The sequence below is a fragment of the Pseudarthrobacter sp. J1763 genome, from assembly GCF_050490295.1.
Lineage (GTDB): Bacteria > Actinomycetota > Actinomycetes > Actinomycetales > Micrococcaceae > JBNPEO01.
This window is the reverse complement of sequence record NZ_JBNPEN010000001.1, coordinates 404,248-423,671: the sequence shown is the minus strand read 5'-3', so window position 1 is coordinate 423,671 and position 19,424 is coordinate 404,248. Positions and strand designations below refer to the sequence as shown.

The window sequence follows — 19,424 nt, the reverse complement described above, 5'->3', positions numbered from 1 at the left end:
CCGCTAGCGTGCGAGGACACAGCATTCGAAGTGCTGCTCAAGAGCCTCAAGGTGTAAAAAAGTAGTCCTTAGCGGGGAGCCGGAGGTGCATCAAAGAAGTTCCGAGCATCCTCATCCACAACCTTGTCCTGCACTGATGCCCCAGCCGGGACCTCAGCGGTGCCAGCAGCGCTTGTCTCGTTGGATTCATCAGCTACATCGGAGAGTTCTTCTGAGTCATCAAAATCGCTGTCTGCGTCCTCGTCACCCGAGGCGATAATCGCCGTCGTACCGGCAGCACTTGCCGGTGCCGCTGCGGCAAAGCCACGCACAATCAATCCGGCGATTGCGGCACCCAGGAGCGGAGCTACCCAGAAGAGCCACAACTGACCTATTGCCCAGCTTTCGGAGAAGAGGGCAACAGCCGTGGCACGAACAGGGTTGAAAGTGCTGTTGGAGATCGCTTGAGCGGTCTGGGCCAAAACTGCAGTGCCCAGGCCAACCGCCACAGAGGTTGCCAACCAGCTGTTCGCACGCGAATTACGGGCAGCCAAAAAGAGCCCCACCAGAATTGCGGCGCCAATAACCTCAAGCAAGAGCACACCAGCTAGCGGCACCTTGTAGAGAGAGTGGTCATCGAACCCGGACGCCAAAGTAGAAAGAACGGTGGGAATGTTCGCACCGGAAATGGTCTGAACCACACCGAGCAAGCTGAGCAGTCCCAAAAGTCCACCAAGCAGCTGAGCTACCGCGTAAAGTCCTGCGTCTTTCCATGCGGTACGGCCAGCGATTGCGCTACCGAGAGAGATCGCCGGGTTGAAGTGCCCACCGGACAGGTGCCCAACGGCGAGCATCGCGACAGTCACTGCCAGACCTGTAGCTACCGGTCCCTGCATTGGTTGATAGTTGGGGTGAACGAACAACACGGCGCCGAGTCCGGCGAGAACAATAAGGAAAGTGCCAAAGGCTTCGGCGGACAAACGTCCCACCAGGCCTGTTGTGGCGATCGTGGTCTCTGGGCCGTCAACCGGCACAGTGGTACTAGAGGTCGTCAATGGTACTGTCCTTTGCTGTTGTTACAGGGGCGTGCGCCACGAGGAACTTCCGCGCATAAGGAGAAGCCACGAGGCGCAATCACCAAGAAGTCTCTCAAAGAAAGCTGTGTTCCGCCTGTGTCCGGCTCAGTTACCCCACACAATAGCGGCCGCAGCGGCCAGCGCGGTTAGTGCCACAGCCCCAACAATAGCTGCGAGCAAGAGCGCAGGCGGAGCCTGAAGAGGTTTGCCAAGGGCTATAGAGCGGTGCCAAGTGATCGCCGCTACCAATACCGTTGCTAGTGCCGCTACCGCTGCAGCCAGAGCCCGTAAATCTACGACGCCGGCACTTGCCACGCCTGCCAGCTCTGGGCCGCGATGAACAAACCAACTGCGCCACAGCAACACGTCAATCACCAGCATGGCCAAAAGAGTTCGGCGCCACGAAAGCGCCGTACGTTCAGGTTGCAGGCCAGAATCCCGCAAGGTTGTGTCAGCATCCGTGGACAAAAGTGACTCGCTTACTTTCGCAGAATGATCAGAATGGCGAACGTTAGTGCCGCGAGCGCCACAATCACCGTCATCACCAAAAGAATCCAGGAGAACGGCAGTGCCTCTCCCCTTCTCAAAGCCGATTCGGTCTGGGCCCAGCGCCGGTAAGAGATCACCGCAAGGGTGGCGCCAATTCCTGCCAAAACCACACACAACAGAAGCCGGACAAGCGGCGGTGCAATGTTTGGCGCTAGTTGGTCAATGGCCACGGAGCCAGCCAACAATGCCAAAGAAGTGCGCAACCACGCCAAAAAGGTTCGCTCGTTGGCTAAAGAAAATCGGTAGTCAGGGGTTGTTCCAGTTCGGCGCCAGGCGGGTTCACGCATGCCACCACTTTAGCCGGGTAAATTTACTTCTATGAGTATTGCGTCGCGGATCCACGGCTGCCTTCTGGGCGGCGCCCTCGGAGACTCCTTGGGCTATGTCATTGAATTTGATGGAATTGAAACTATTCGCCAGCGGTTTGGGCCGGACGGTTTGCAGGACTTCTCCCAGCTCGATTCCCGCACCCACTTCTCTGATGACACCCAAATGACCCTCTACACGGTGGACGGTTTGGTGGAGGCACTTGAATGGGCCAATGAAGGCGTTGCCGCCAATGAAAACGCTTGCTTATGGCTCGCCTACTTGCGCTGGCTCGCAACTCAGGATGTCGCGTTGCCAGCATCCGCGCCGCGTCCTCAGCCGCGTTGGATTGATGCTCAAGAAGTTCTCCAACACCGCCGTGCACCGGGCAACGCCTGCTTGAGCGGCTTGGCTACCGGCGAGATGGGAACTCAGGCCCGGCCGGTAAATCCTGGTTCCAAAGGCTGCGGTACCGTGATGCGCTCGGCACCGTTTGGTCTGGTCCCCCACATCAGCGCCGAGGCGGCGTTTAAGCTCGCTTACGATGCCTCCTACCTCACCCATGGACACTCGGCTGCGGCCCACTCTGCGGGCATATTCAGCGTCCTGATTCACGGTGTGTGCAGCGGCGAACAGATTCGTCCCGCCCTCGAGTCCGCTCTGCTTCACCTCAACGGACGGAATCCCGCACCGGAAGTGCTCAGCCGGATTAATGCCGCCTTAGCGGCGTCTGAACGTGCCAGCACCGGAACGTTACTAAGCCCCGAGGAACTGGTGGATACGCTCGGTGAAGGCTGGGTGGCCGAGGAGGCCCTCGCCGTCGCACTTTATGCGGTGCTGGCCACAGAAGCGTCAACTACGACGCCGGAAGAACACTTCCGGGCAGCCATCGCCTTGGCGATTAATCACCGCGGAGATAGCGACTCAACCGGCTCTATTGCAGGCAACATTCTTGGCGCCCAATATGGCATGGACGCAATCCCGGCTCAGTGGCTTGAAGTGTTGGAATCCCCTGAGACCATCACCCACATGGCCGATTCTTTGGTGGCTGTTACGAGCGGCGAAGTGTGATGTTGTTGCACGCCTCGCACACGTCCTCCGGGATCAAACCGCGCCGCTGAAGGAAACCGAAAATGGTGCAGCCGAGGCAAAAGCCCGCGAAGGATTCTAGAGACGCTGCAATAATCAGCAGGCCAACGAGGATCCACGCTGCTGTGGTGGCGCCTGAGAACCAGAGCACGGCGGCAGCGGTGGACAAGACCGCGCCAATGCCTTGAGCAAAGCGCTTGGGCGGCCCGGCAACTAGACGAGTTTTACCCAACCACGGTGTGATGACTTTGGTGGAGAGCAGACCGGCTGGTGAAATTCGGGGACCAAATGCTAAACGAAGCCAAAACCCGACGGCGATAATGGCCAGTCCAGGCCCCCAACCGGTGACCAGAGTTAGAACCGCCAGAACCACCACAATGCCGGCCGTGACGCGCGCTGCGTATTCGTTGACCGGGTTGGGGAAACGGAAAAAGTGCTTCAAACCCGTGGTTGCCGGTGCGGCGGTGATGGTGCTGAACTCAGTCATAGGACAACGCTACGGCCGCGGAGGCCAATACTACGAGGATTGTTGCTTCACATGAACGCGGCAGGGTAAGTCCTACGACTTCAACCTGCAACAGCGTGCTAGCCGCATTGGCGCTTAGGCGCCGTTAGCTGGCCACTCACCGCCAAGCATCTGAAGGAATTCGCCTTCGGAGACTACTTCAATGTGCTGCCCTTGATCATGAAGTTCCAAGACTCTGCGTGCTTTGCCCGTGACTCTGCCAGAGCGCAAGTCTGCCGCAACAAAACCATCCCCCACCACCAACACGTTAGTGCTTTTGGTCACCCTGCTATCTGGGGCAGCGCCTAGTTGTGCAGCGCGACGTTTGGCTTCCGGGCGCGGCAAGCCAAGGTTGCCGGTGAACACGATTCTTTGGCCAAACAGTGGATGCGCGGGGTCTGCATTGAGATTCGGTGCTGGGTTGGGGCCTTCTACTGGCCAATAGCCTTGCCTTACGCCTGCCCCGTATCCAGAGACAGTCTCGGGGGTCAAACTTCTGGAGAGTCTTTCCTCGAGTGCAGACCGGCTGGGCTTGGACAACTCATCAACGGCCGGATCGAAGGCTTCTTGACGAGGCTGTTGCATTCCCAAGGTGGAAAAGAGAGCTGGGACGCTGCTGGCTTGGTGGCGTCCGGCAATGTCGATCAGAATTCCGGCGCAAGCCCGGGCATCTTCCAAGGCGTCGTGGTGATTGAGCAAGGGAACACCAGCTTCGCGAGCCGCAAACGGGAGCGAGTTTGACACTAGCGAATAGCAACGGCGGGACAGGATCACCGTGCACACATAGTCAAAGGCCGGCCCAGGAAGCCCAGAGACTTCTAGCCCAGACCGGATAACCCCCAGGTCAAAGGCCGCGTTATGAGCGGCAAGAATGTCTCCGCCAATAAAGTCGCTGACTTCGTTAAACACTTCGCCAAATCTCGGCGCTTGGGCAACGTCTTCAGGGTAGATGCCATGGATTTCAATGTTTCGCGGCTCAAAGTGATCGTGCCCTTCAGGTGGTCTAATCAACCAGTAGGCTTCGTCAACAACTTTCCCGTCGCGAACTTTACTCAGGCCCACCGAACATGGCGATCCTCGGAATCCGTTCGCTGTTTCGAAGTCAATCGCCGTAAAGTCCAAAGCCACCGTAAAACTCTACCGCCCCAGCCCGGGCAGGGGCGCCTGTCGACGCAGTGATTTGCCAGACTCGTCCCGTATTCTGAGACGGTGAAACTTCCAGTAATGACTGACCTTGCTGTTGCTATGTTCGGCGGCGGCCCCATTCAGCCCAAGATGGCTTCGTTCCTGCCTCCGTGGCTTGACCCTCAACACTTCCTGGCCGATCCTGCGTTGGCACCATGGGTAGTGCTGTTGGTTTGCGGCATCATTTTTGCCGAGACTGGCCTCTTAGTGGGATTCTTCCTGCCGGGTGACTCGATGCTTTTCACAGCCGGGCTGCTGGTGGCCACGGGAACCATCAAGTTCAACATTTTTGCTTTGGCGGCTCTGGTGATTGTGGCTGCCATCATCGGCAATCAGTGTGGATACTTCATTGGGCGCAAAGCAGGACCGGCCATCTTTAACCGGCCTAACTCCAAGCTATTCAAGCGCGAAAACGTTGACAGCGCACACGCCTTTTTTGAAAAGCACGGCGGCAAGGCCCTAATTCTGGCTCGCTTTGTTCCGATCATTCGCACTTTTGTTCCGGTCATTGTTGGTGTGGCCCGAATGGATGCTCGCAAGTTCTTTGTGTTCAACGTCATCGGCGCCGTCTTGTGGGGCGGCGGCGTTACTCTTCTCGGCTACCTGCTGGGCGATCGTGTCCCGTGGGTCAAGGACAACTTGGATCTGATTTTTATCGTTATTGTGCTGGTCTCGGTGTTGCCGATTTTGATCGAAGTTATCCGTGGTTTCCTGGCCAAGCGCAAGGCCACCCGAACGGACTCCCCCGCCACAGAAGTTGAGCCTAAGTAGATTGCACGTGTGACTGCCCTGAGGGCTGAAAACAACCACATATGCTCGTCAGTTGGGTACAAAAAATGGCGCTCGCCCTTGAAGTAAATTCAGGGCGAGCGCCATTTTTTGCCTCATGCTGATCAACAGCGGGGCGATCGCTAGCTCAGAGCCCCAAGCTAACTCAGGACCTCAATGATGCGCGGCAAGAGCGCGCGGAAGGCCTGACCGCGGTGACTGATGGCATTTTTCTCCTCGCTAGTAAGCTCTGCGCAGCTTCGGCCCTGTCCCTTCGGCTGAAGAATAGGGTCATAACCAAATCCGCCTTCGCCGCGAGGCTCGCGCAGCAACGTTCCTTCAAGCTGGCCGTATTCAACTTCTTGACGCCCCGCGAAAACTTCTACCGAATAGCTCTCCGGAACTGCGAGCGCCGCTGCACAAACAAAAGCTGCGCCGCGGTGCTCGTCTGGCACATCGTTGAGCTGTGCCAAAAGCAGGTTGAGGTTCGCTGTATCGTCACCGTGTTTGCCGGACCAGCGTGCTGAGAAGATTCCAGGCGCACCTCCTAAGACGTCGACGGCGAGCCCAGAATCATCAGCGATGGCCACCAGGCCAGTTGCTTGCGCCACGGCTGTTGCCTTCAGCAGCGAGTTCTCCGCGAACGTCACACCAGTTTCAACAACGTCGGCAGCACCAGCGGAGCGAGCGTCCACTACTTGCGTGTCTACGTCCAGACCGGGAATCTGTCCGCGCAGGAGCTCACGCAGCTCTTTGAGTTTTCCCTCATTGTGGGTGGCTAGCACCAGTTTGGGACCCGTCATCAGACGCCCAGAGTCTCTCGCTGAATGCTGCTGAGCTCGGTGGTGCCAATCAGCGCGAGGTCTAGCAAGCTATTGAGTTCATCGCGGTCAAAAGGCGCGCCCTCGGCGGTGCCCTGAACTTCCACAAATTTTCCGGAACCGGTGACTACAACGTTCATGTCTGTCTCGGCTCGGACGTCTTCAACATAGGGCAAGTCCAACATTGGAACACCGTCAATGATGCCCACAGAGATCGCAGAAACTGTGTCAATCAGTGGTTGGGCGTTTTTGCTAATGAGCTTGTTTTCCTTCGCGTAAGCGATCGCGTCGGCGAGCGCCACGTAGGCGCCGGTGATCGCGGCTGTGCGCGTTCCGCCGTCGGCCTGAAGAACATCACAGTCCAAAACAATGGTGTTTTCGCCTAAAGCTTTGGTGTCGATGATGGAGCGCAAGGAGCGGCCAATCAGTCGTGAGATTTCGTGGGTGCGGCCACCGATTTTTCCCTTGACTGATTCGCGGGAGTTACGGGTATTCGTGGCACGCGGAAGCATGGCGTATTCGGCAGTGACCCACCCCGTACCTTCGCCCTTGAGCCAGCGCGGCACACCGGGAGTGAGGGAAGCGGTGCACAAAACACGGGTATTACCGAATTCGATGAGCGCTGAACCTTCGGCCTGCTTGGACCAGCCGCGGGTGATGGTGATGGGACGCAGTTGATCAGGTGCGCGGCCATCGGCGCGGACAATTGCAGCAGATGTTTCTTGGGAAGTCATGATCCCCAGCTTATCCGGCCCACCGCCGAGAAGGAGTACCGGCTTAGAGCTCGTAGTGGACGCCAGCCACGGCTACGGCCACCTCCGCGCCCAATGCTTCGCGAGCCTCCGCAGCCACGGTGGTGGTGGAAGTCCACACCGGTATATGGGTCAGGAGCAGCCTTTTTGCTCCGGCACGGCGTGCTGCCTCACCGGCGCGTTTTCCGGTGAGATGCACGTCCTTGATGCTGTCATCCCGGCCTTCTTCAAAAGCTGCTTCGCACAAAAACATGTCTGAATTCACTGCCGCATCTTCTAGGCCTTGGCATGAATCAGTGTCCCCGGAATAGCAGAGCACTTTAGTCACGGGCCCGTCAGTACCTAGCTCGGTGCATTCCACACGGAGAGCATAGGCCTCTTCAACGGGATGATTGACCGCGTAGGGGGTTACGGTAAACGGACCTACTGTTACTGATTCCCGCTCGGCCCAGTTGGAGAAGTCGAACTCTTCATGCATACCCGGGTCTAAATCCAAACCGTAGGCCGTGGCCATCCGGTCAGCCGTAGCTGCTGGCCCCCATACGGGGATCCGGCCGCGGTCCCATCCTCCGGGCTTCCAGCGGACGGCAACGTGGAGACCACACAAGTCCATGCAGTGGTCTGGGTGTAAGTGGGTCAAGAAAATCGCGTCGATATCTTCAAGATCGGTGTAACGCTGGATGGCGCCCAGTGCACCGGACCCTAAGTCCATCACAATCTTCCAGCGTCGCTCGCCGTCTTCGGCGGTTAACAAATAGCACGACGCCGGCGAACCAGGGCCGGGGAAACTCCCCGTGCAGCCCACAATGGTGAGTTTCATTTGGAGTCCCGCTTCACAAAGTGTGAGATGCGTGGTGCGGAAACGGCTTCCCGCGCTGCGACGATCATTTCCGGGGTGATCCGAGCAAGGCTACCAGTGGGGTAATACGCGGCCACATGATCTACGTGTTGAACGCTGAGAACTTCCGGCCCTAGGAAGCGCCGAGCCAACCGTTCAAAGGATGCAGCATCTCCTGTGGCAATAAAGCTGTGTTGCGGGGGCTCCGGTGAAGTCCGTTGCAAGTCGTGGCTCACCAAGGCACGGTAAACGTCTTTAGCGGTTTCCTCCGCGCTTGAGACCAGAGTGACGTCTTCCCCCATAACGTAAGAAATTACACCAGTTAGTAGCGGGTAGTGCGTGCACCCTAGAACCACTGTGTCCACCTGGGCAGCTTTGAGTGGCGCTAAGTATTCCTGGGCCACCGCCAAAAGTTCTGGACCGGTGGTGATTCCAGCTTCAACAAATGAAACGAATTCCGGGCAGGCGGCTGAAGTAATGCTCAGCTCTGGGGCTGCAGCAAACGTGTCTTCATAGGCGCGCGAGCCCACCGTGGCAGAGGTACCAATCACACCTACTCTGCCGTTGCGGGTTGCTGCCACGGCGCGCCGCACTGCTGGCTGAATGACCTCAATGACGGGGATGCCATACCGGGCCGTGTACCGCTCACGGGCATCCCGGAGCACAGCCGCTGAAGCCGAATTGCAGGCAATCGTCAGAAGCTTCACCCCGGAATCAACTAGCTCGTCCATCACCCCCAGTGCGTTGGCGCGCACTTCAGCAATCGGTAGCGGGCCGTACGGTCCGTTAGCCGTGTCCCCCACGTAAAGAATTGCTTCGCTGGGGAGCTGGTCAATCACCGAGCGGGCAACAGTTAGTCCTCCCACTCCGGAGTCGAAGATCCCGATGGGCCGCTCAGCTGCGTCAGTTGCGCCGCTAACCGGGTTGTTGAGCTGGCTCATGCGTTCCTACCCGTGGTGCGTCTTCGCGCCCCAAGACCCTCAAGCAGTGCCTGAAGCAGAGATTCTTGGAGCCACGTGACGAAGTTATAAACCAGGGCTAAATAGGCCTCAACATCTTCTGCCTTGGGCCAGTCTTGAACCAAGTGAATTGCCTCAGCGTCGGCTGCATCCTTGATGTTCAGTCGTTCGGCCAGCACTAAACGCACGTCGTTGAGGGCCGAGGAGAAGTACCGTGCATCGTCATCGCTGAGAACTAGTTCTTGACGATCCAGCACTAGTGCGGCGGCGCGTAGCGCCCCGGTTTTTGTGGACCGGATGGACCGTTCAGTCAACTGGCGAAACTCAAGTGCGGAGTCGGCGTCGTCCTTAATGGCGTCCGGAAGCAAGCGCTTTAGCGCGCTGTCCGTGGGAACTGAAACGTCCATGTCCAAACCCAACATGGCTGTCAGTGGGTCTTCAGACTCAGCTGTGGCGGGTTCTAGCAGCGAAATGACGTCAGCAAAAAGGTTCCGGAGGAGATCCCGTTCGTTGGTTTCGAGCTGACCCGTGATTCCTTTAAGGCCAGAAATAAAAGCTTTAGCCACGCTGTCCCCCATTTCCCTGTGAACCGCCAGCCTGTTCAACAGTGGCCCACAAACCAAAACCATGCATGGCTACCACGTGACGCTCAACTTGTTCTTTGGCACCGTGCGCCACAATCGCGCGTCCTTTGCGGTGGACTTCAAGCATCAATTTATTGGCCTTGGACTCGGAAAATCCAAAATAGCTTTGAAAAACGTAACTCACGTAGCTCATCAGGTTGACCGGATCATCCCAAATAACCAGATTCCACGGGGTGTCGGTGGCTGCAAGCTCCTCGGTCTGGCGGTGTTCTTCGGTCCTTGGTTTGACCGTCACTGCCGCACGAGGCAACAAAACGGCGGCGCGGTGGCGAGTGCTCATCTGTCCATTCTACGGTTGTGGACATTAGAGTAAATTTCGTGAGCACATCAGCCGGCTGGGACCACCCACGCGCCTCCTTGTACACCGACCACTACGAATTGACGATGCTTCAGGCTTCGCTGCACTCTGGCGCGGCGCACCGGAAGTCCGTTTTTGAAGCATTTGCGCGTCGATTGCCTGACGGGCGTCGGTACGGGATTGTGGCCGGAACCGGGCGTCTACTCGAGGGAATTGCCAACTTCCGTTTTACCGACGTTGAGCTAAACTTCTTGCGAGACACCAAGGTAGTCAACGCGGAGACGCTGGAATATTTAGCGTCCTACAAGTTCAGCGGCGATATATGGGGCTACCCAGAGGGTGAAGCGTACTTCCCGAATTCCCCCATTTTGATGGTAGAATCCACCTTCGCCGAGGCCTGCATCCTGGAAACCTATGTACTCTCGATCCTCAACCACGACTCCGCGATTGCCTCTGCCGCCTCGCGTATGACCACTGCGGCGGGTGGGCGTCCTTGCATTGAGATGGGCTCACGCCGAACCCACGAGGAAGCAGCCGTGGCCTCAGCACGCGCCGCGATCATTGCCGGATTCGATTCCACCTCAAACCTCGAGGCCGGCCTTCGCTACGGGGTCAAAACCGTAGGCACCGCGGCCCACTCATTTACGCTCTTGCACAACACCGAGCGTGAAGCGTTTGCCGCCCAGCTTGATTCCATGGGCAAGGAAACCTCGCTGCTCGTTGACACGTACGACGTCGAGGCCGCCGTCCGCACGGCCGTTGACTTGGCCGGACCTGAGTTAGGTGCTGTGCGCTTGGACTCTGGCGACTTGGTGACTCAAGCCCAATGGGTGCGTCGTTTGCTGGATGACTTGGGCAACGTCAATACACAAATTGTGGTGACCTCTGATCTAGACGAGTACGCCATTGCGGCTTTGCAGTCAGCCCCGGTCGATACCTACGGTGTGGGAACTTCGCTGGTAACCGGTTCCGGCGCACCGACGGCCAGCATGGTCTACAAACTCGTCAGCCGTACGGATGAGACGGGAGAGTTCGTCTCAGTTGCCAAAGCTGCCAAAAATAAAACCAGTGTGGGTGGTCGCAAATACGCGCTGCGTCAACTGAACGAACGTGGCGTGGCCACGGCAGAGGTGGTGGGCATTGGCCACCACCCGGCCGACGATGGCAACGACCGTGAGCTATTGGTGCAATTTATGAAAGATGGTGAGCTATTGCCTGGCTGGACGGGCAACGAAGGTGTCACCCGCGCCCAGCAACGCTACGAAGCGACAATGGCTGAACTGCCCGTGGTGGTCAACCGCCTTCAACGTGGCGAGCCCGCTATTCCTACTGTCTTCGAAACCGAGTAATACAGGCTATTTGCGGCCGATGAACCAGCCTTGCAAGCGAGCTATTCGAGCTTGCAATTGCTGTTCATTGGCTTGCGCCACCGCCGGGCCGCCGCACACTTCCCGCAGCTTGTTATGAATAACACCGTGTGGCGTCCCGGTGCGCGCTGACCAAGCAGAAACGTTTTTGGCTAAGTCATTGCGCAGGTCCATCAACATTCGGTGATCCGGAATACCGGGTGCGGCGGCTGGGGCTGCTGCCTTTTTACGGCTCTGTTGCTGTTGCTGACGTTGACGTAGCAATAGGCCCACTTGCTCCGCGTCCAATAAGCCCGGAATGCCTAAGAAGTCTTGTTCATCCTCAGAGCCGATGTCGCCACCAGTACCGAATTCGCCACCGTCATACAAAACACGGTCAAAGGACGCTTGGGAATCGAGTGCCTCGAATTTGCCCTTAGTGAGCGAGTCAGAAGCCTTTTCTTCCTTGTTGGCTTCCTCCATCAGATTCTCTTCAGGGTTAAAGAGCCCGTCAGAATCTTCCTTCTCTGGCCGGTCCAAGGCGTGGTCTCGCTCGAGTTCCATGGAGTTAGCCAGGGCCATCAATTGAGGCACCGAGGGCAGGAAGACGGAGGCAGTTTCTCCGCGCTTACGGGCACGCACAAAACGGCCCACAGCCTGGGCAAAGAACAAAGGCGTTGACGTAGAAGTAGCGTAAACACCAACGGCGAGGCGGGGAACGTCCACACCTTCGGAGACCATGCGTACAGCAACCATCCAGCGCTGTTCACCTTCGGCAAACGCTTCGATCTTGTTTGAGGCCTTTGCGTCATCAGAAAGAATAACGGTGGGCGATTCGCCGGTGATCCGTTTGAGCTGACCAGCATAGGCGCGAGCATCCTCGTGGTCAGTGGCAATGACCAATCCGCCGGCGTCGGGCACCGTTCGGCGGACCTCGCTGAGCCGCTTGTCAGCTGCGGCAAGCACTGCGGGAATCCATTCACCGGTAGGGTTCAGTGCCGTTCGCCACGCTTGGGATGTAATGTCCTTGGTCACCGCTGCTTCACCGAGGGACGCAGCCATTTCTTCGCCAGCACTTGTGCGCCAGCGCATTTGACCCGAGTAGGCCATAAACATCACCGGACGGACCACATGGTCTTTGAGCGCCTTGCCGTAGCCGTAGTTGTAGTCGGCCTTGGATCGACGAATACCGTCCCGGTCCTGCTCATACTCCACAAAAGGGATGGGCGAGGTGTCTGAACGGAACGGTGTACCGGTCAGGGACAAACGACGAACGGCGGGGTCAAAGGCCTCGCGCAGACCGTCACCCCAAGAGAGTGCCTCACCGCCATGGTGGATTTCATCCAAAATCACCAGAGTGCGGGCGGCTTCCGTTTTGGCGCGATGCAAAAGCGGTTTGCTAGCAACTTGCGCATAGGTCACTGCAACACCAATAAACCCCCGGCCATGCTGACCGTCTGAGTTTTTGAAGTTGGGGTCAATCGCTAAGCCAACTTTGGCCGCTGCGTCCGCCCACTGGCGCTTGAGGTGATCCGTAGGAGCAACAATCGTGATCCGGTTAACAACGCCTGCGTCGACCAGGGTGCTGGCAACCCGAAGGGCGAACGTTGTTTTACCTGCGCCGGGAGTAGCCACTGCCAAAAAGTCACGCGGAGCCAACGCCGCGTATTTATCAAGAGCCTCTTGCTGCCATGCACGCAGCTTGGGCGCTGTGCCCCACGCTGCTCGTTCAGGGTATGCGGGGGGCAGTACGGGGCCACCGAAGAGCGTCTCGGTCATTAAAAAAGCACCTATCGTTTCGGTTGAACGGACATACGCCGTGGCAAAGGCATCACGGCTTCAGCGGGTCTAACCGCTACTTGTCCTTGCCCGAATCTCCGCCATCTTTACCCGGGCGCAGCCCCTCATAAATTTCCTTGCACTGTGGGCATACCGGGAACTTCTGAGGGTCCCGCCCTGGCGTCCACACCTTGCCGCACAAAGCGATCACAGGCTCACCGCTCAGGGCAGACTCCATGATCTTCTCTTTGCGTACATAGTGCGAAAAGCGCTCCCGGTCCCCCGGCTCTACCTCTTGGCGCAACTCTTCGCGCTCGATAGTGGCCGTTGAACCACCAGTACCGGAGAGTTCGCGCATCGGATCGTTTTCGAAGGGATCAGGAGGCAAAGTCATGTGTTCCATCTTAGCGCGCCAAGCGGTGGAGGATTAGATGCCCTGCCAGCTCGGCTTGTTGTCGAAGGTGTGCCGGTAGTAGTCAGCCAACTTGAGTGAGGACGCAGCTGCCTCATCTACCAAGATGGTCACGTGCGGGTGCATTTGGAGGATTGAGGCAGCACACATGGCAGATACCGGGCCCTCTACGAACTCCCTAACTGCCTGGGCTTTCTGCGCGCCGGTAGCCACTAGAACCACGTGCTTGGCATCCATAATGGTACCCAGCCCCTGTGTCACAACGTGGTGTGGGACATCATCAATGCTGTTAAAGAACCGAGCGTTGTCTCGGCGTGTTTGCTCGATGAGCGTTTTGATCCGAGTGCGGGACGCTAAAGAAGAACCCGGCTCGTTGAAGCCAATGTGCCCATCAGTGCCTACACCAAGGATCTGGAGGTCCACCCCGCCCAGGGCCATCATTGAGTCCTCGTAGGCTTGGCAAGCTGCCGTAATGTCCTGGGCGGAGCCGTCTGGCCCGTGCACATTCTCCGGTGCGATGTTGACCCGATTGGTAAATTCCCGGCGGATGACTTCCTTGTAGGACTCATAGTGGCCAGCTTCAAGGCCCACGTATTCGTCCAGAGCAAAGCCATGCGCTTGAGAGAAGTCGAGACCCTCTTCTGTGTGGCGGCGGGCCAATTCGTTGTAGATCGGCAGCGGTGAGGAGCCCGTGGCAAGACCCAAGACAGCATTGGGTTTTCTGCGCAGCAACGCAGCTATGGCGTCCGCGGCCATGATTCCTATTTGTTTGGAACTAGGCAGAATAACAACTTCCATGGACAACAACCTTCTCTACACACGGCTCATCGAATCCCCTCGCTCTCGAGGTTATCCCATGTCCGATGACTTGGAAATACTTTGACGTGTCCTACTTGTTTATTCTGAGCTGGGCCAACAACTCAGGTGCCCGCGCATCCAACCAGCGACCGCCCACTCGGACGCCAAGAATCATCAGGATCCCACCTAGCAACGGCCCCACCAAAAGGTTGATCAGCCCTAAGGTTGAATCGTCAGTTCTAAGCTGCGTAATACACAGCACGAGTTCTGGCGCCACTAGAACAGTCAGAATACCCATCCCACCAAATTGAACCGCCATGGTCTGAGCAGTATTGCCTGCCGGTCTTTTGAAAGGACTCTCGCCCGGGTGCGGTACAGGAGTGGTGTACCGGGCCGAAACCACCGAGGCTAAGCCGAACCCGCTTCCAAGGACCCCGATCGAGGCCCCCAAAAGTCCCCAGACTAGATCCCACCGAGACGTTATGGCACACGCACCAAGTACAAAGACCAGGGTTACCGGCACTGCAAACACCGCGCACGCAATAACCCTCCCCCAGCGATCAGCCCGTCCAGCAGTCCCCGTGGCAACGTGCAAAGCAAAGGCCGTGTTGTCATAGGAGACGTCTGAGGAAATGGACCAGGCCAGCAGAAACGCTGTGAGTGGGCCCAAGAACAACAACTGACCAAAGTTGCCATTCTGGGTGCCGACGAAGTAAAAAAGCACCGCCATCAATGGCAACACCACCAGGGAACCGCCATATCGCGGGTCTCTGAACCAATAGCTCAGGCAACGAGCCGCAACTGCACCAGTCGGCGTCGAACTAAAAAGGTTGAAGTATCCCAGCTTGCCGCCAGAGCGTTTGACAGCACTATTGTGCGGAGGGTTGACCAAAGCGCTGTCCATACTGATCTTCCACAGCCATGCAAAGACCAACAGTGATACCAGCGCGATCAAAAATTTGAGCCCAGCAAAGCCCAGATGACCAGCGGCAAGCTCAGCTGGAATGGACCACGCGGCACCCAGCGGCGTCCAAGCAAAAGCCTGAGCCAGGGAAATAAAAACATCAGTGGATTTTTCGGCGGCTGTTGCAGTCGTTGCAACGATCGGCCCCAAAAGCATCAGGGGGATAAAAGCAATAATCCGGCTAACGTCACGGAATCTACGCGAAGCAGACAAATTGGTGGTGACGGTGGCCACTAGCCGCGAGAGCACCACACAGCTCAGAACAGCCATCAAAGAACCAACTAGAGCCCCCACAAAAACAAGTGGCCCACGTGCCCACGTAAACAAGGTGGCTAGGGACACTAAAAGGGTGGCAACCCCGGGAATTCCAATCAGGCCAGCGAGCGTCATCCCCATCAGCAATCTGGGCACGGGGATGGGAAAACTTGTAAATCGTGCCGGGTCCAGAGTCATGTCCACTCCCCCGGCGACCACGGGAACAATAGCCCAGGCCAGCATGGCAATAGAACCGCCAAGAACAACTGCGGTGCCAGCAACGGTGACGCTAGTTTGATGCAACCCAATGAGCCCGGCTACCAGCAGGGCCATCACAAAGAGGCCGTACACGCCGCCGAGGATGATTCCTACTAGCTGCCATGGACTTCGACGGAAGCCGTTGCGCAATAGGAGAAGCTTGAGCCTTAAGAGGTTCGCAACCATTCCAGTCCCCCTCCGTGTGTGCGTCCGCCAACCAATTCCACAAAGCGCTCTTCTAGGCTCTGCTCACCGCGCACTTCATCCACAGTTCCTGCAGCAAGAACTCGGCCACCAGAAATGACAGCGACGTGGTCACACATACGTTGCACCAAATCCATCACGTGGCTCGAAACAATGACGGTTCCACCTGAGGCTACGTAGTCCTCGAGGATGGATCGAATGTTCGCTGAAGAGACTGGATCAACTGATTCGAAGGGTTCATCCAGCACCAGAACCCGCGGAGCATGAACCAGCGCCGAGGCGAGGGCGATCTTTTTAGTCATACCGGCCGAGTAGTCAACAACTAAGGTTCCGGCGTCCCCCGTGAGATCCAGCGCACTCAGCAGATCGGCCGTTCGTTGTGCCACAACGTCCCGCTCCATACCCCGCAAGAGGCCCGAATAGGTGACGAGCTGCTCGCCGGTCAGGCGATCAAAAAGACGGACGCCATCCGGCAAAACTCCCAAAAGACGCTTCGCCTCTAATGGCTTTTGCCAAACGTCCGTTCCCAAAACAAAGGCTTGGCCAATGTCTGGCCGTAAGAGGCCAGTCGCCATCGACAGTGTGGTGGTTTTACCGGCACCATTAGGGCCAACGAGTCCGTAGAACGAGCCTGCCGGAACTTCAAGGCTGATAGCGTCAACGGCAATTTTTTCTCCGAAGCGTTTCCCCAAGCCGCGCAAAGTCAAACCAGGCACACGAGTGTGATGTTCTTGCGTGTCAGTCATGCCCTCCACGCTAACAAGCTCTGGAACGACTACGTGTCAATCGAAAGGACTACATTGGTGCTTACTTTTGGACGGACCAAAGGGAAAGTTCAAAAAAGCGTTTCAGAAGCTCTCTAGAACAACACCCTTGCCAACGCTTGGCGCGCCTTTGCCACACGCTCGTCCTGAGGGCCAACAACATCAAAGAGTTCCAGCAAGCGCACTCGAGCCGGTTCGCGGGACTCACCGAAGTTACGTCCAATAAAGCTCACAATGCGTGCGAATCCGTCTTCAACGTGGCCACCTGAAATATCGAGGTCGGCAACAAGCAACTGAGCGTCCAAGTCATCTGGTGCATCAGCAGCCTTTGCACGCAGTTCCTCTGCCTGAGGTGCTGTGACGTCCTGCAAACGAATCATCAGCTGAACTTGGGCTAAACCGGCTTTGGCATCACGGTCAGCCGGCTGCTCGGCAAGTGCCTTGCGATATGCCTGCTCTGCAGTGGCAAAGTCGCCCGCTTCAATGGCGTCGTAAGCCTCTTGGTGCAGGGGCGGCAACGGAACCTCAGCCGCGGCAGCCGGATCATCACCGAGCGCACCGTTCAGGCTGCCCGTTACACCGTTAGCACGAGCCACATTCAAGAGTTCATCCAAGAACGTCCGGATGCGATCGGCGTCAGCCGAGCCTTGGAACAATGGGACGGGCTGGCCCTTGACCAGCGCCACCACGGAAGGAACTGCGGTTACGGCAAATGCCTGAGCTAGCTGGGGAAACGCTTCAATGTCTGCAGCACCAAGGACTAGGGCACCGTTATAGCTGTCCACCTGGGCCTGAGTGGTGGCCAGCACCTGAGCGGACTCCGGAGAGTACTGAGCCCACATCGCCACAACCACCGGAACCTGTGCAGATATTTGCACAAGCTCTTGGAAGTTTTGCTCCGTGATATCAACGCGGTAGCTTCGCTGTCCTTCGGCTACCGCAGCGCCTTGGCCAGCGGGTTGGCCAGCACCCGGCGCGGAGCCGGCACTCGACGTAGCGCCAGTGCCCGCAGCACCAGGACGCGGGTTTTTCAACGGGGACAAGTCCACCGCCCCACGAAGACTAATGGGCTCAGAAGCCCCCGGGACGGACGGGCGGGATGGAGGCAAACTCATGGATCTACTCTATCTGCCGTGTGCTTACTCGAAGGTTGCGCCAACCAGGCCGCGGGTAGCGGCGATCAACTTCATAGTGTCTTTTGAATCCGAGCTCGGAACATAAACCGCCACTGACTCGTCGTAGGTAATGCGCAAGCTCTTGGTAGTTTCCTTACCGCCAGCGAGAACCGAAGCGCCGCCGTCGAGCAAGAGCTTATCGCCTGCCGACTTGGGCTTCTGCAGCACGGTGTACTTCAAGTGACCAATCACCAACGCACCGCCATCTTCAGTACGGAAGACCTTGGTATCAGCTGGCACCGCTACATGCGCAAATTGAGTAACGGCATCGGGGCTCTTGGACAGAAGATCCTTTTGGTAGGCCGCGGTGTCAGAGAAGTAGGCGTTCTCCGGGAACTTGGCCTTTGAGGCACCAACGTTATTGCTCAATTTATCGCCCAAGGTATTAAGGGCAGAGTTGGCATCCTGCTGGAGTTTGTCCTTGCTGTCTGCCTTGAGTACCGCCGCGCCCTTAGGGTCCGCATTGGGGAAGGTATTGCCAGGCAGTAGGTAGGAGGCCGAAACGAGCTTGTAGTTCTCGCGCGGTCCAGCTTGAGTCAGGGTCAGCAACTGGGGTACCGGGTTGCCGCTGCCCTGCGTGACGGCCATAATCTGGCGCGGCCATGCACGGGAAGTACCAATGACGGTGGTCAGTAGCTTACTCGACGTCACCGGAGCCACAGCTGTGTAGTTTCCAGACTGGGCACGAATTTTGTAGTTCTGAGTGCGAACCGTCAAAGCTGTTCCAGCAACTCGCCCAGTGAGCTTCTTAGCGTCCTTGGCCGCGTCAGCAGTTCCTACTGCGTTGACCGTCTGATCAAGGATGCGCTTGAGCTGCGTGTCGAGAACTACCGGCGAATCAGGAGCGCTGTCCTGCGCAACCGCCGTAGAGGAAGCCGAAGGCGCTGGCGTTGCGGTGTCTGCGGAAGCAGCAGAGGCTCCACCCAAAGCTGCTGCGCCTGATAGACCAAAAATAGCGATCAAAGCCAGAGTGCCAGTTCCGTTGGCCGAGCCAGCTCCCTTAGCGGGAGCCGCGTCTGTAACCGGCTTACTGCCGCCAGCAGTTGTTCCACGCTTGCCGTTGGAATTCTTGTTGAGCACAACCAAGGCGATACCTGCCAGGACCAAAATCCCACCGAGAACTATCAGTGGAATGGCCCAAGGTGTAGACGTGTCGTTGGCAACCGTGAAGGAGATGTCCTTAGGTGCGGGCTTGGTGCCGTCACTAGCAATCAGAAGGTCCCAGTCCCCATCGCCCGGGACCGTCCAGTTGTAGGTCAGCTCGCCACTGGCCGATTCGCTGCTTGCCCACAGGTCTGCACCTGCCGGATTCGGAGACTTCGCGTCGCCGTCGCTGTGGGTAATATTGAGCGACTTTTTGTCTTCTGAGATCGATTCGACAGTGTTGTGGGCAGTTTTGCCCACCCAAGCGTCAACGTCGTCGGGCCGGGCCGTAGCGAGCAAGAAATTGCCATCGCCTTTGACCTTGATCTCCACGGTTGAACCCGCCGAGGTCCGTAGAGCTTGTTTTACAACGGTCAGCGGAGCATCCTGAACGTCAGCGGAAGCGGACGCAGTAATGGTGCTCGACGGTGCCCAGAATGTCTTCTGGCCAATTCCCAGCAACAGCGTCAACAGCCCGAGCAATACGAGGGCCAGCGCAGATTTCAAACGCACAAATATACCTATCATCGGCGGAAAGTTCCCTCTAATAGTAACCG

General features: G+C 57.5%; 21 protein-coding genes. 3 read left to right on the top strand and 18 right to left on the bottom strand.

The annotated features are described in order from the left end of the window. Positions 1-68 precede the first annotated feature (68 nt). From ACQQCD_RS02015 to ACQQCD_RS02005, 3 genes are all read right to left on the bottom strand, one after another. Entirely contained in the window at positions 69-1,034 is a 966-nt protein-coding gene (locus ACQQCD_RS02015) for an aquaporin (protein WP_430266716.1), read from the bottom strand. A 126-nt stretch (positions 1,035-1,160) separates the two neighbouring features. Next, positions 1,161-1,523, bottom strand: coding sequence for a DUF202 domain-containing protein (locus tag ACQQCD_RS02010; protein WP_430266715.1), 363 nt, complete (start codon positions 1,521-1,523; stop codon positions 1,161-1,163). Positions 1,524-1,534: 11 nt separating this feature from the next. Beyond that, positions 1,535-1,891 (bottom strand): YidH family protein, encoded by a 357-nt coding sequence (locus ACQQCD_RS02005; protein WP_430266714.1) that lies wholly within the window; start codon positions 1,889-1,891, stop codon positions 1,535-1,537. Positions 1,892-1,922: 31 nt separating this feature from the next. Here ACQQCD_RS02005 and ACQQCD_RS02000 point away from each other — a divergent pair, with 31 nt between their 5' ends. After that, entirely contained in the window at positions 1,923-2,981 is a 1,059-nt protein-coding gene (locus tag ACQQCD_RS02000; RefSeq protein ID WP_430266713.1) for an ADP-ribosylglycohydrolase family protein, read from the top strand. Here the strand turns inward: ACQQCD_RS02000 and ACQQCD_RS01995 are convergent. Together ACQQCD_RS01995 and ACQQCD_RS01990 are read right to left on the bottom strand one after the other, a co-directional pair. After that, positions 2,962-3,486, bottom strand: coding sequence for a DUF4395 domain-containing protein (locus ACQQCD_RS01995; protein ID WP_430266712.1), 525 nt, complete (start codon positions 3,484-3,486; stop codon positions 2,962-2,964). The genes ACQQCD_RS02000 and ACQQCD_RS01995 overlap by 20 nt on opposite strands. A 114-nt stretch (positions 3,487-3,600) precedes the next feature. Further along, the gene (locus ACQQCD_RS01990; protein ID WP_430266711.1) at positions 3,601-4,632 is read right to left on the bottom strand and encodes an exonuclease domain-containing protein; all 1,032 of its coding nucleotides are present in this window, start codon (positions 4,630-4,632) and stop codon (positions 3,601-3,603) included. Positions 4,633-4,728: 96 nt separating this feature from the next. Between ACQQCD_RS01990 and ACQQCD_RS01985 the strand changes: the two genes are divergently transcribed. Next, the gene (locus ACQQCD_RS01985) at positions 4,729-5,460 is read left to right on the top strand and encodes a VTT domain-containing protein (RefSeq protein WP_430266710.1); all 732 of its coding nucleotides are present in this window, start codon (positions 4,729-4,731) and stop codon (positions 5,458-5,460) included. Positions 5,461-5,618: 158 nt separating this feature from the next. Here the strand turns inward: ACQQCD_RS01985 and rdgB are convergent, their stop codons facing one another. The 6 genes from rdgB to clpS are packed head-to-tail and all read right to left on the bottom strand — an operon-like array spanning position 5,619 to position 9,751. After that, positions 5,619-6,260: an RdgB/HAM1 family non-canonical purine NTP pyrophosphatase gene (gene rdgB, locus ACQQCD_RS01980; protein WP_430266709.1), complete on the bottom strand. Its 642-nt coding sequence runs from the start codon at positions 6,258-6,260 to the stop codon at positions 5,619-5,621. After that, entirely contained in the window at positions 6,260-7,012 is a 753-nt protein-coding gene (rph, locus tag ACQQCD_RS01975) for a ribonuclease PH (protein ID WP_430266708.1), read from the bottom strand. The genes rdgB and rph overlap by 1 nt, the downstream gene beginning before the upstream one ends. Positions 7,013-7,055: 43 nt before the next feature. Further along, positions 7,056-7,850 (bottom strand): MBL fold metallo-hydrolase, encoded by a 795-nt coding sequence (locus ACQQCD_RS01970; protein ID WP_430266707.1) that lies wholly within the window; start codon positions 7,848-7,850, stop codon positions 7,056-7,058. After that, positions 7,847-8,809 carry a glutamate racemase gene (murI, locus tag ACQQCD_RS01965; RefSeq protein WP_430266706.1) on the bottom strand — a complete coding sequence of 321 codons (963 nt, stop codon included), beginning with the start codon at positions 8,807-8,809 and terminating at the stop codon, positions 7,847-7,849. The genes ACQQCD_RS01970 and murI overlap by 4 nt, the downstream gene beginning before the upstream one ends. Next, positions 8,806-9,393, bottom strand: coding sequence for a DUF2017 domain-containing protein (locus ACQQCD_RS01960; RefSeq protein ID WP_430266705.1), 588 nt, complete (start codon positions 9,391-9,393; stop codon positions 8,806-8,808). The genes murI and ACQQCD_RS01960 overlap by 4 nt, the downstream gene beginning before the upstream one ends. Beyond that, the gene (clpS, locus tag ACQQCD_RS01955; RefSeq protein ID WP_430266704.1) at positions 9,386-9,751 is read right to left on the bottom strand and encodes an ATP-dependent Clp protease adapter ClpS; all 366 of its coding nucleotides are present in this window, start codon (positions 9,749-9,751) and stop codon (positions 9,386-9,388) included. Before clpS ends, ACQQCD_RS01960 begins: the two co-directional genes overlap by 8 nt. Positions 9,752-9,789: 38 nt before the next feature. Between clpS and ACQQCD_RS01950 the strand changes: the two genes are divergently transcribed. Further along, positions 9,790-11,118, top strand: a complete 1,329-nt coding sequence (locus ACQQCD_RS01950; RefSeq protein WP_430266703.1) for a nicotinate phosphoribosyltransferase — start codon at positions 9,790-9,792, stop codon at positions 11,116-11,118. Between the two features lie 6 nt (positions 11,119-11,124). Here ACQQCD_RS01950 and ACQQCD_RS01945 read toward each other — a convergent pair whose 3' ends face one another. The 7 genes from ACQQCD_RS01945 to ACQQCD_RS01915 all read right to left on the bottom strand — a co-directional run bounded on the left by ACQQCD_RS01945 (position 11,125) and on the right by ACQQCD_RS01915 (position 19,380). After that, on the bottom strand, positions 11,125-12,894 hold the full coding sequence (locus ACQQCD_RS01945) for a DEAD/DEAH box helicase (RefSeq protein ID WP_430266702.1): 1,770 nt from the start codon (positions 12,892-12,894) through the stop codon (positions 11,125-11,127). A gap of 76 nt (positions 12,895-12,970) precedes the next feature. Then, on the bottom strand, positions 12,971-13,288 hold the full coding sequence (locus ACQQCD_RS01940; protein WP_430266701.1) for a DUF3039 domain-containing protein: 318 nt from the start codon (positions 13,286-13,288) through the stop codon (positions 12,971-12,973). Positions 13,289-13,321: 33 nt separating this feature from the next. Next, positions 13,322-14,104 (bottom strand): glucosamine-6-phosphate deaminase, encoded by a 783-nt coding sequence (nagB, locus tag ACQQCD_RS01935; protein WP_430266700.1) that lies wholly within the window; start codon positions 14,102-14,104, stop codon positions 13,322-13,324. Between the two features lie 91 nt (positions 14,105-14,195). Beyond that, a complete protein-coding gene (locus ACQQCD_RS01930; RefSeq protein ID WP_430266699.1) occupies positions 14,196-15,767 on the bottom strand; it encodes a transporter in 1,572 nt (523 codons plus the stop codon). Beyond that, a complete protein-coding gene (locus tag ACQQCD_RS01925; RefSeq protein ID WP_430266698.1) occupies positions 15,749-16,531 on the bottom strand; it encodes an ABC transporter ATP-binding protein in 783 nt (260 codons plus the stop codon). The genes ACQQCD_RS01930 and ACQQCD_RS01925 overlap by 19 nt, the downstream gene beginning before the upstream one ends. Before the next feature lie 113 nt (positions 16,532-16,644). Further along, entirely contained in the window at positions 16,645-17,664 is a 1,020-nt protein-coding gene (locus ACQQCD_RS01920; protein ID WP_430266697.1) for a co-chaperone YbbN, read from the bottom strand. Positions 17,665-17,688: 24 nt separating this feature from the next. Then, positions 17,689-19,380 (bottom strand): hypothetical protein, encoded by a 1,692-nt coding sequence (locus ACQQCD_RS01915; RefSeq protein WP_430266696.1) that lies wholly within the window; start codon positions 19,378-19,380, stop codon positions 17,689-17,691. Positions 19,381-19,424: the final 44 nt, after the last annotated feature.

Bases quoted from the DNA above. Each gene is read 5' to 3' on its own strand.
- rdgB (WP_430266709.1), bottom strand. From the start codon at position 6,260: ATGACGGGTCCCAAACTGGTGCTAGCCACCCACAATGAGGGAAAACTC.
- murI (WP_430266706.1), bottom strand. From the start codon at position 8,809: ATGAGCCAGCTCAACAACCCGGTTAGCGGCGCAACTGACGCAGCTGAG.
- ACQQCD_RS01930 (WP_430266699.1), bottom strand. From the start codon at position 15,767: ATGGTTGCGAACCTCTTAAGGCTCAAGCTTCTCCTATTGCGCAACGGC.
- ACQQCD_RS01940 (WP_430266701.1), bottom strand. From the start codon at position 13,288: ATGACTTTGCCTCCTGATCCCTTCGAAAACGATCCGATGCGCGAACTC.
- ACQQCD_RS01995 (WP_430266712.1), bottom strand. From the start codon at position 3,486: ATGACTGAGTTCAGCACCATCACCGCCGCACCGGCAACCACGGGTTTG.
- ACQQCD_RS01970 (WP_430266707.1), bottom strand. From the start codon at position 7,850: ATGAAACTCACCATTGTGGGCTGCACGGGGAGTTTCCCCGGCCCTGGT.
- ACQQCD_RS01945 (WP_430266702.1), bottom strand. From the start codon at position 12,894: ATGACCGAGACGCTCTTCGGTGGCCCCGTACTGCCCCCCGCATACCCT.
- ACQQCD_RS01925 (WP_430266698.1), bottom strand. From the start codon at position 16,531: ATGACTGACACGCAAGAACATCACACTCGTGTGCCTGGTTTGACTTTG.
- clpS (WP_430266704.1), bottom strand. From the start codon at position 9,751: ATGAGCACTCGCCACCGCGCCGCCGTTTTGTTGCCTCGTGCGGCAGTG.
- ACQQCD_RS02000 (WP_430266713.1), top strand. From the start codon at position 1,923: ATGAGTATTGCGTCGCGGATCCACGGCTGCCTTCTGGGCGGCGCCCTC.
- ACQQCD_RS01985 (WP_430266710.1), top strand. From the start codon at position 4,729: ATGACTGACCTTGCTGTTGCTATGTTCGGCGGCGGCCCCATTCAGCCC.
- nagB (WP_430266700.1), bottom strand. From the start codon at position 14,104: ATGGAAGTTGTTATTCTGCCTAGTTCCAAACAAATAGGAATCATGGCC.
- ACQQCD_RS01920 (WP_430266697.1), bottom strand. From the start codon at position 17,664: ATGAGTTTGCCTCCATCCCGCCCGTCCGTCCCGGGGGCTTCTGAGCCC.
- rph (WP_430266708.1), bottom strand. From the start codon at position 7,012: ATGACTTCCCAAGAAACATCTGCTGCAATTGTCCGCGCCGATGGCCGC.
- ACQQCD_RS02005 (WP_430266714.1), bottom strand. From the start codon at position 1,891: ATGCGTGAACCCGCCTGGCGCCGAACTGGAACAACCCCTGACTACCGA.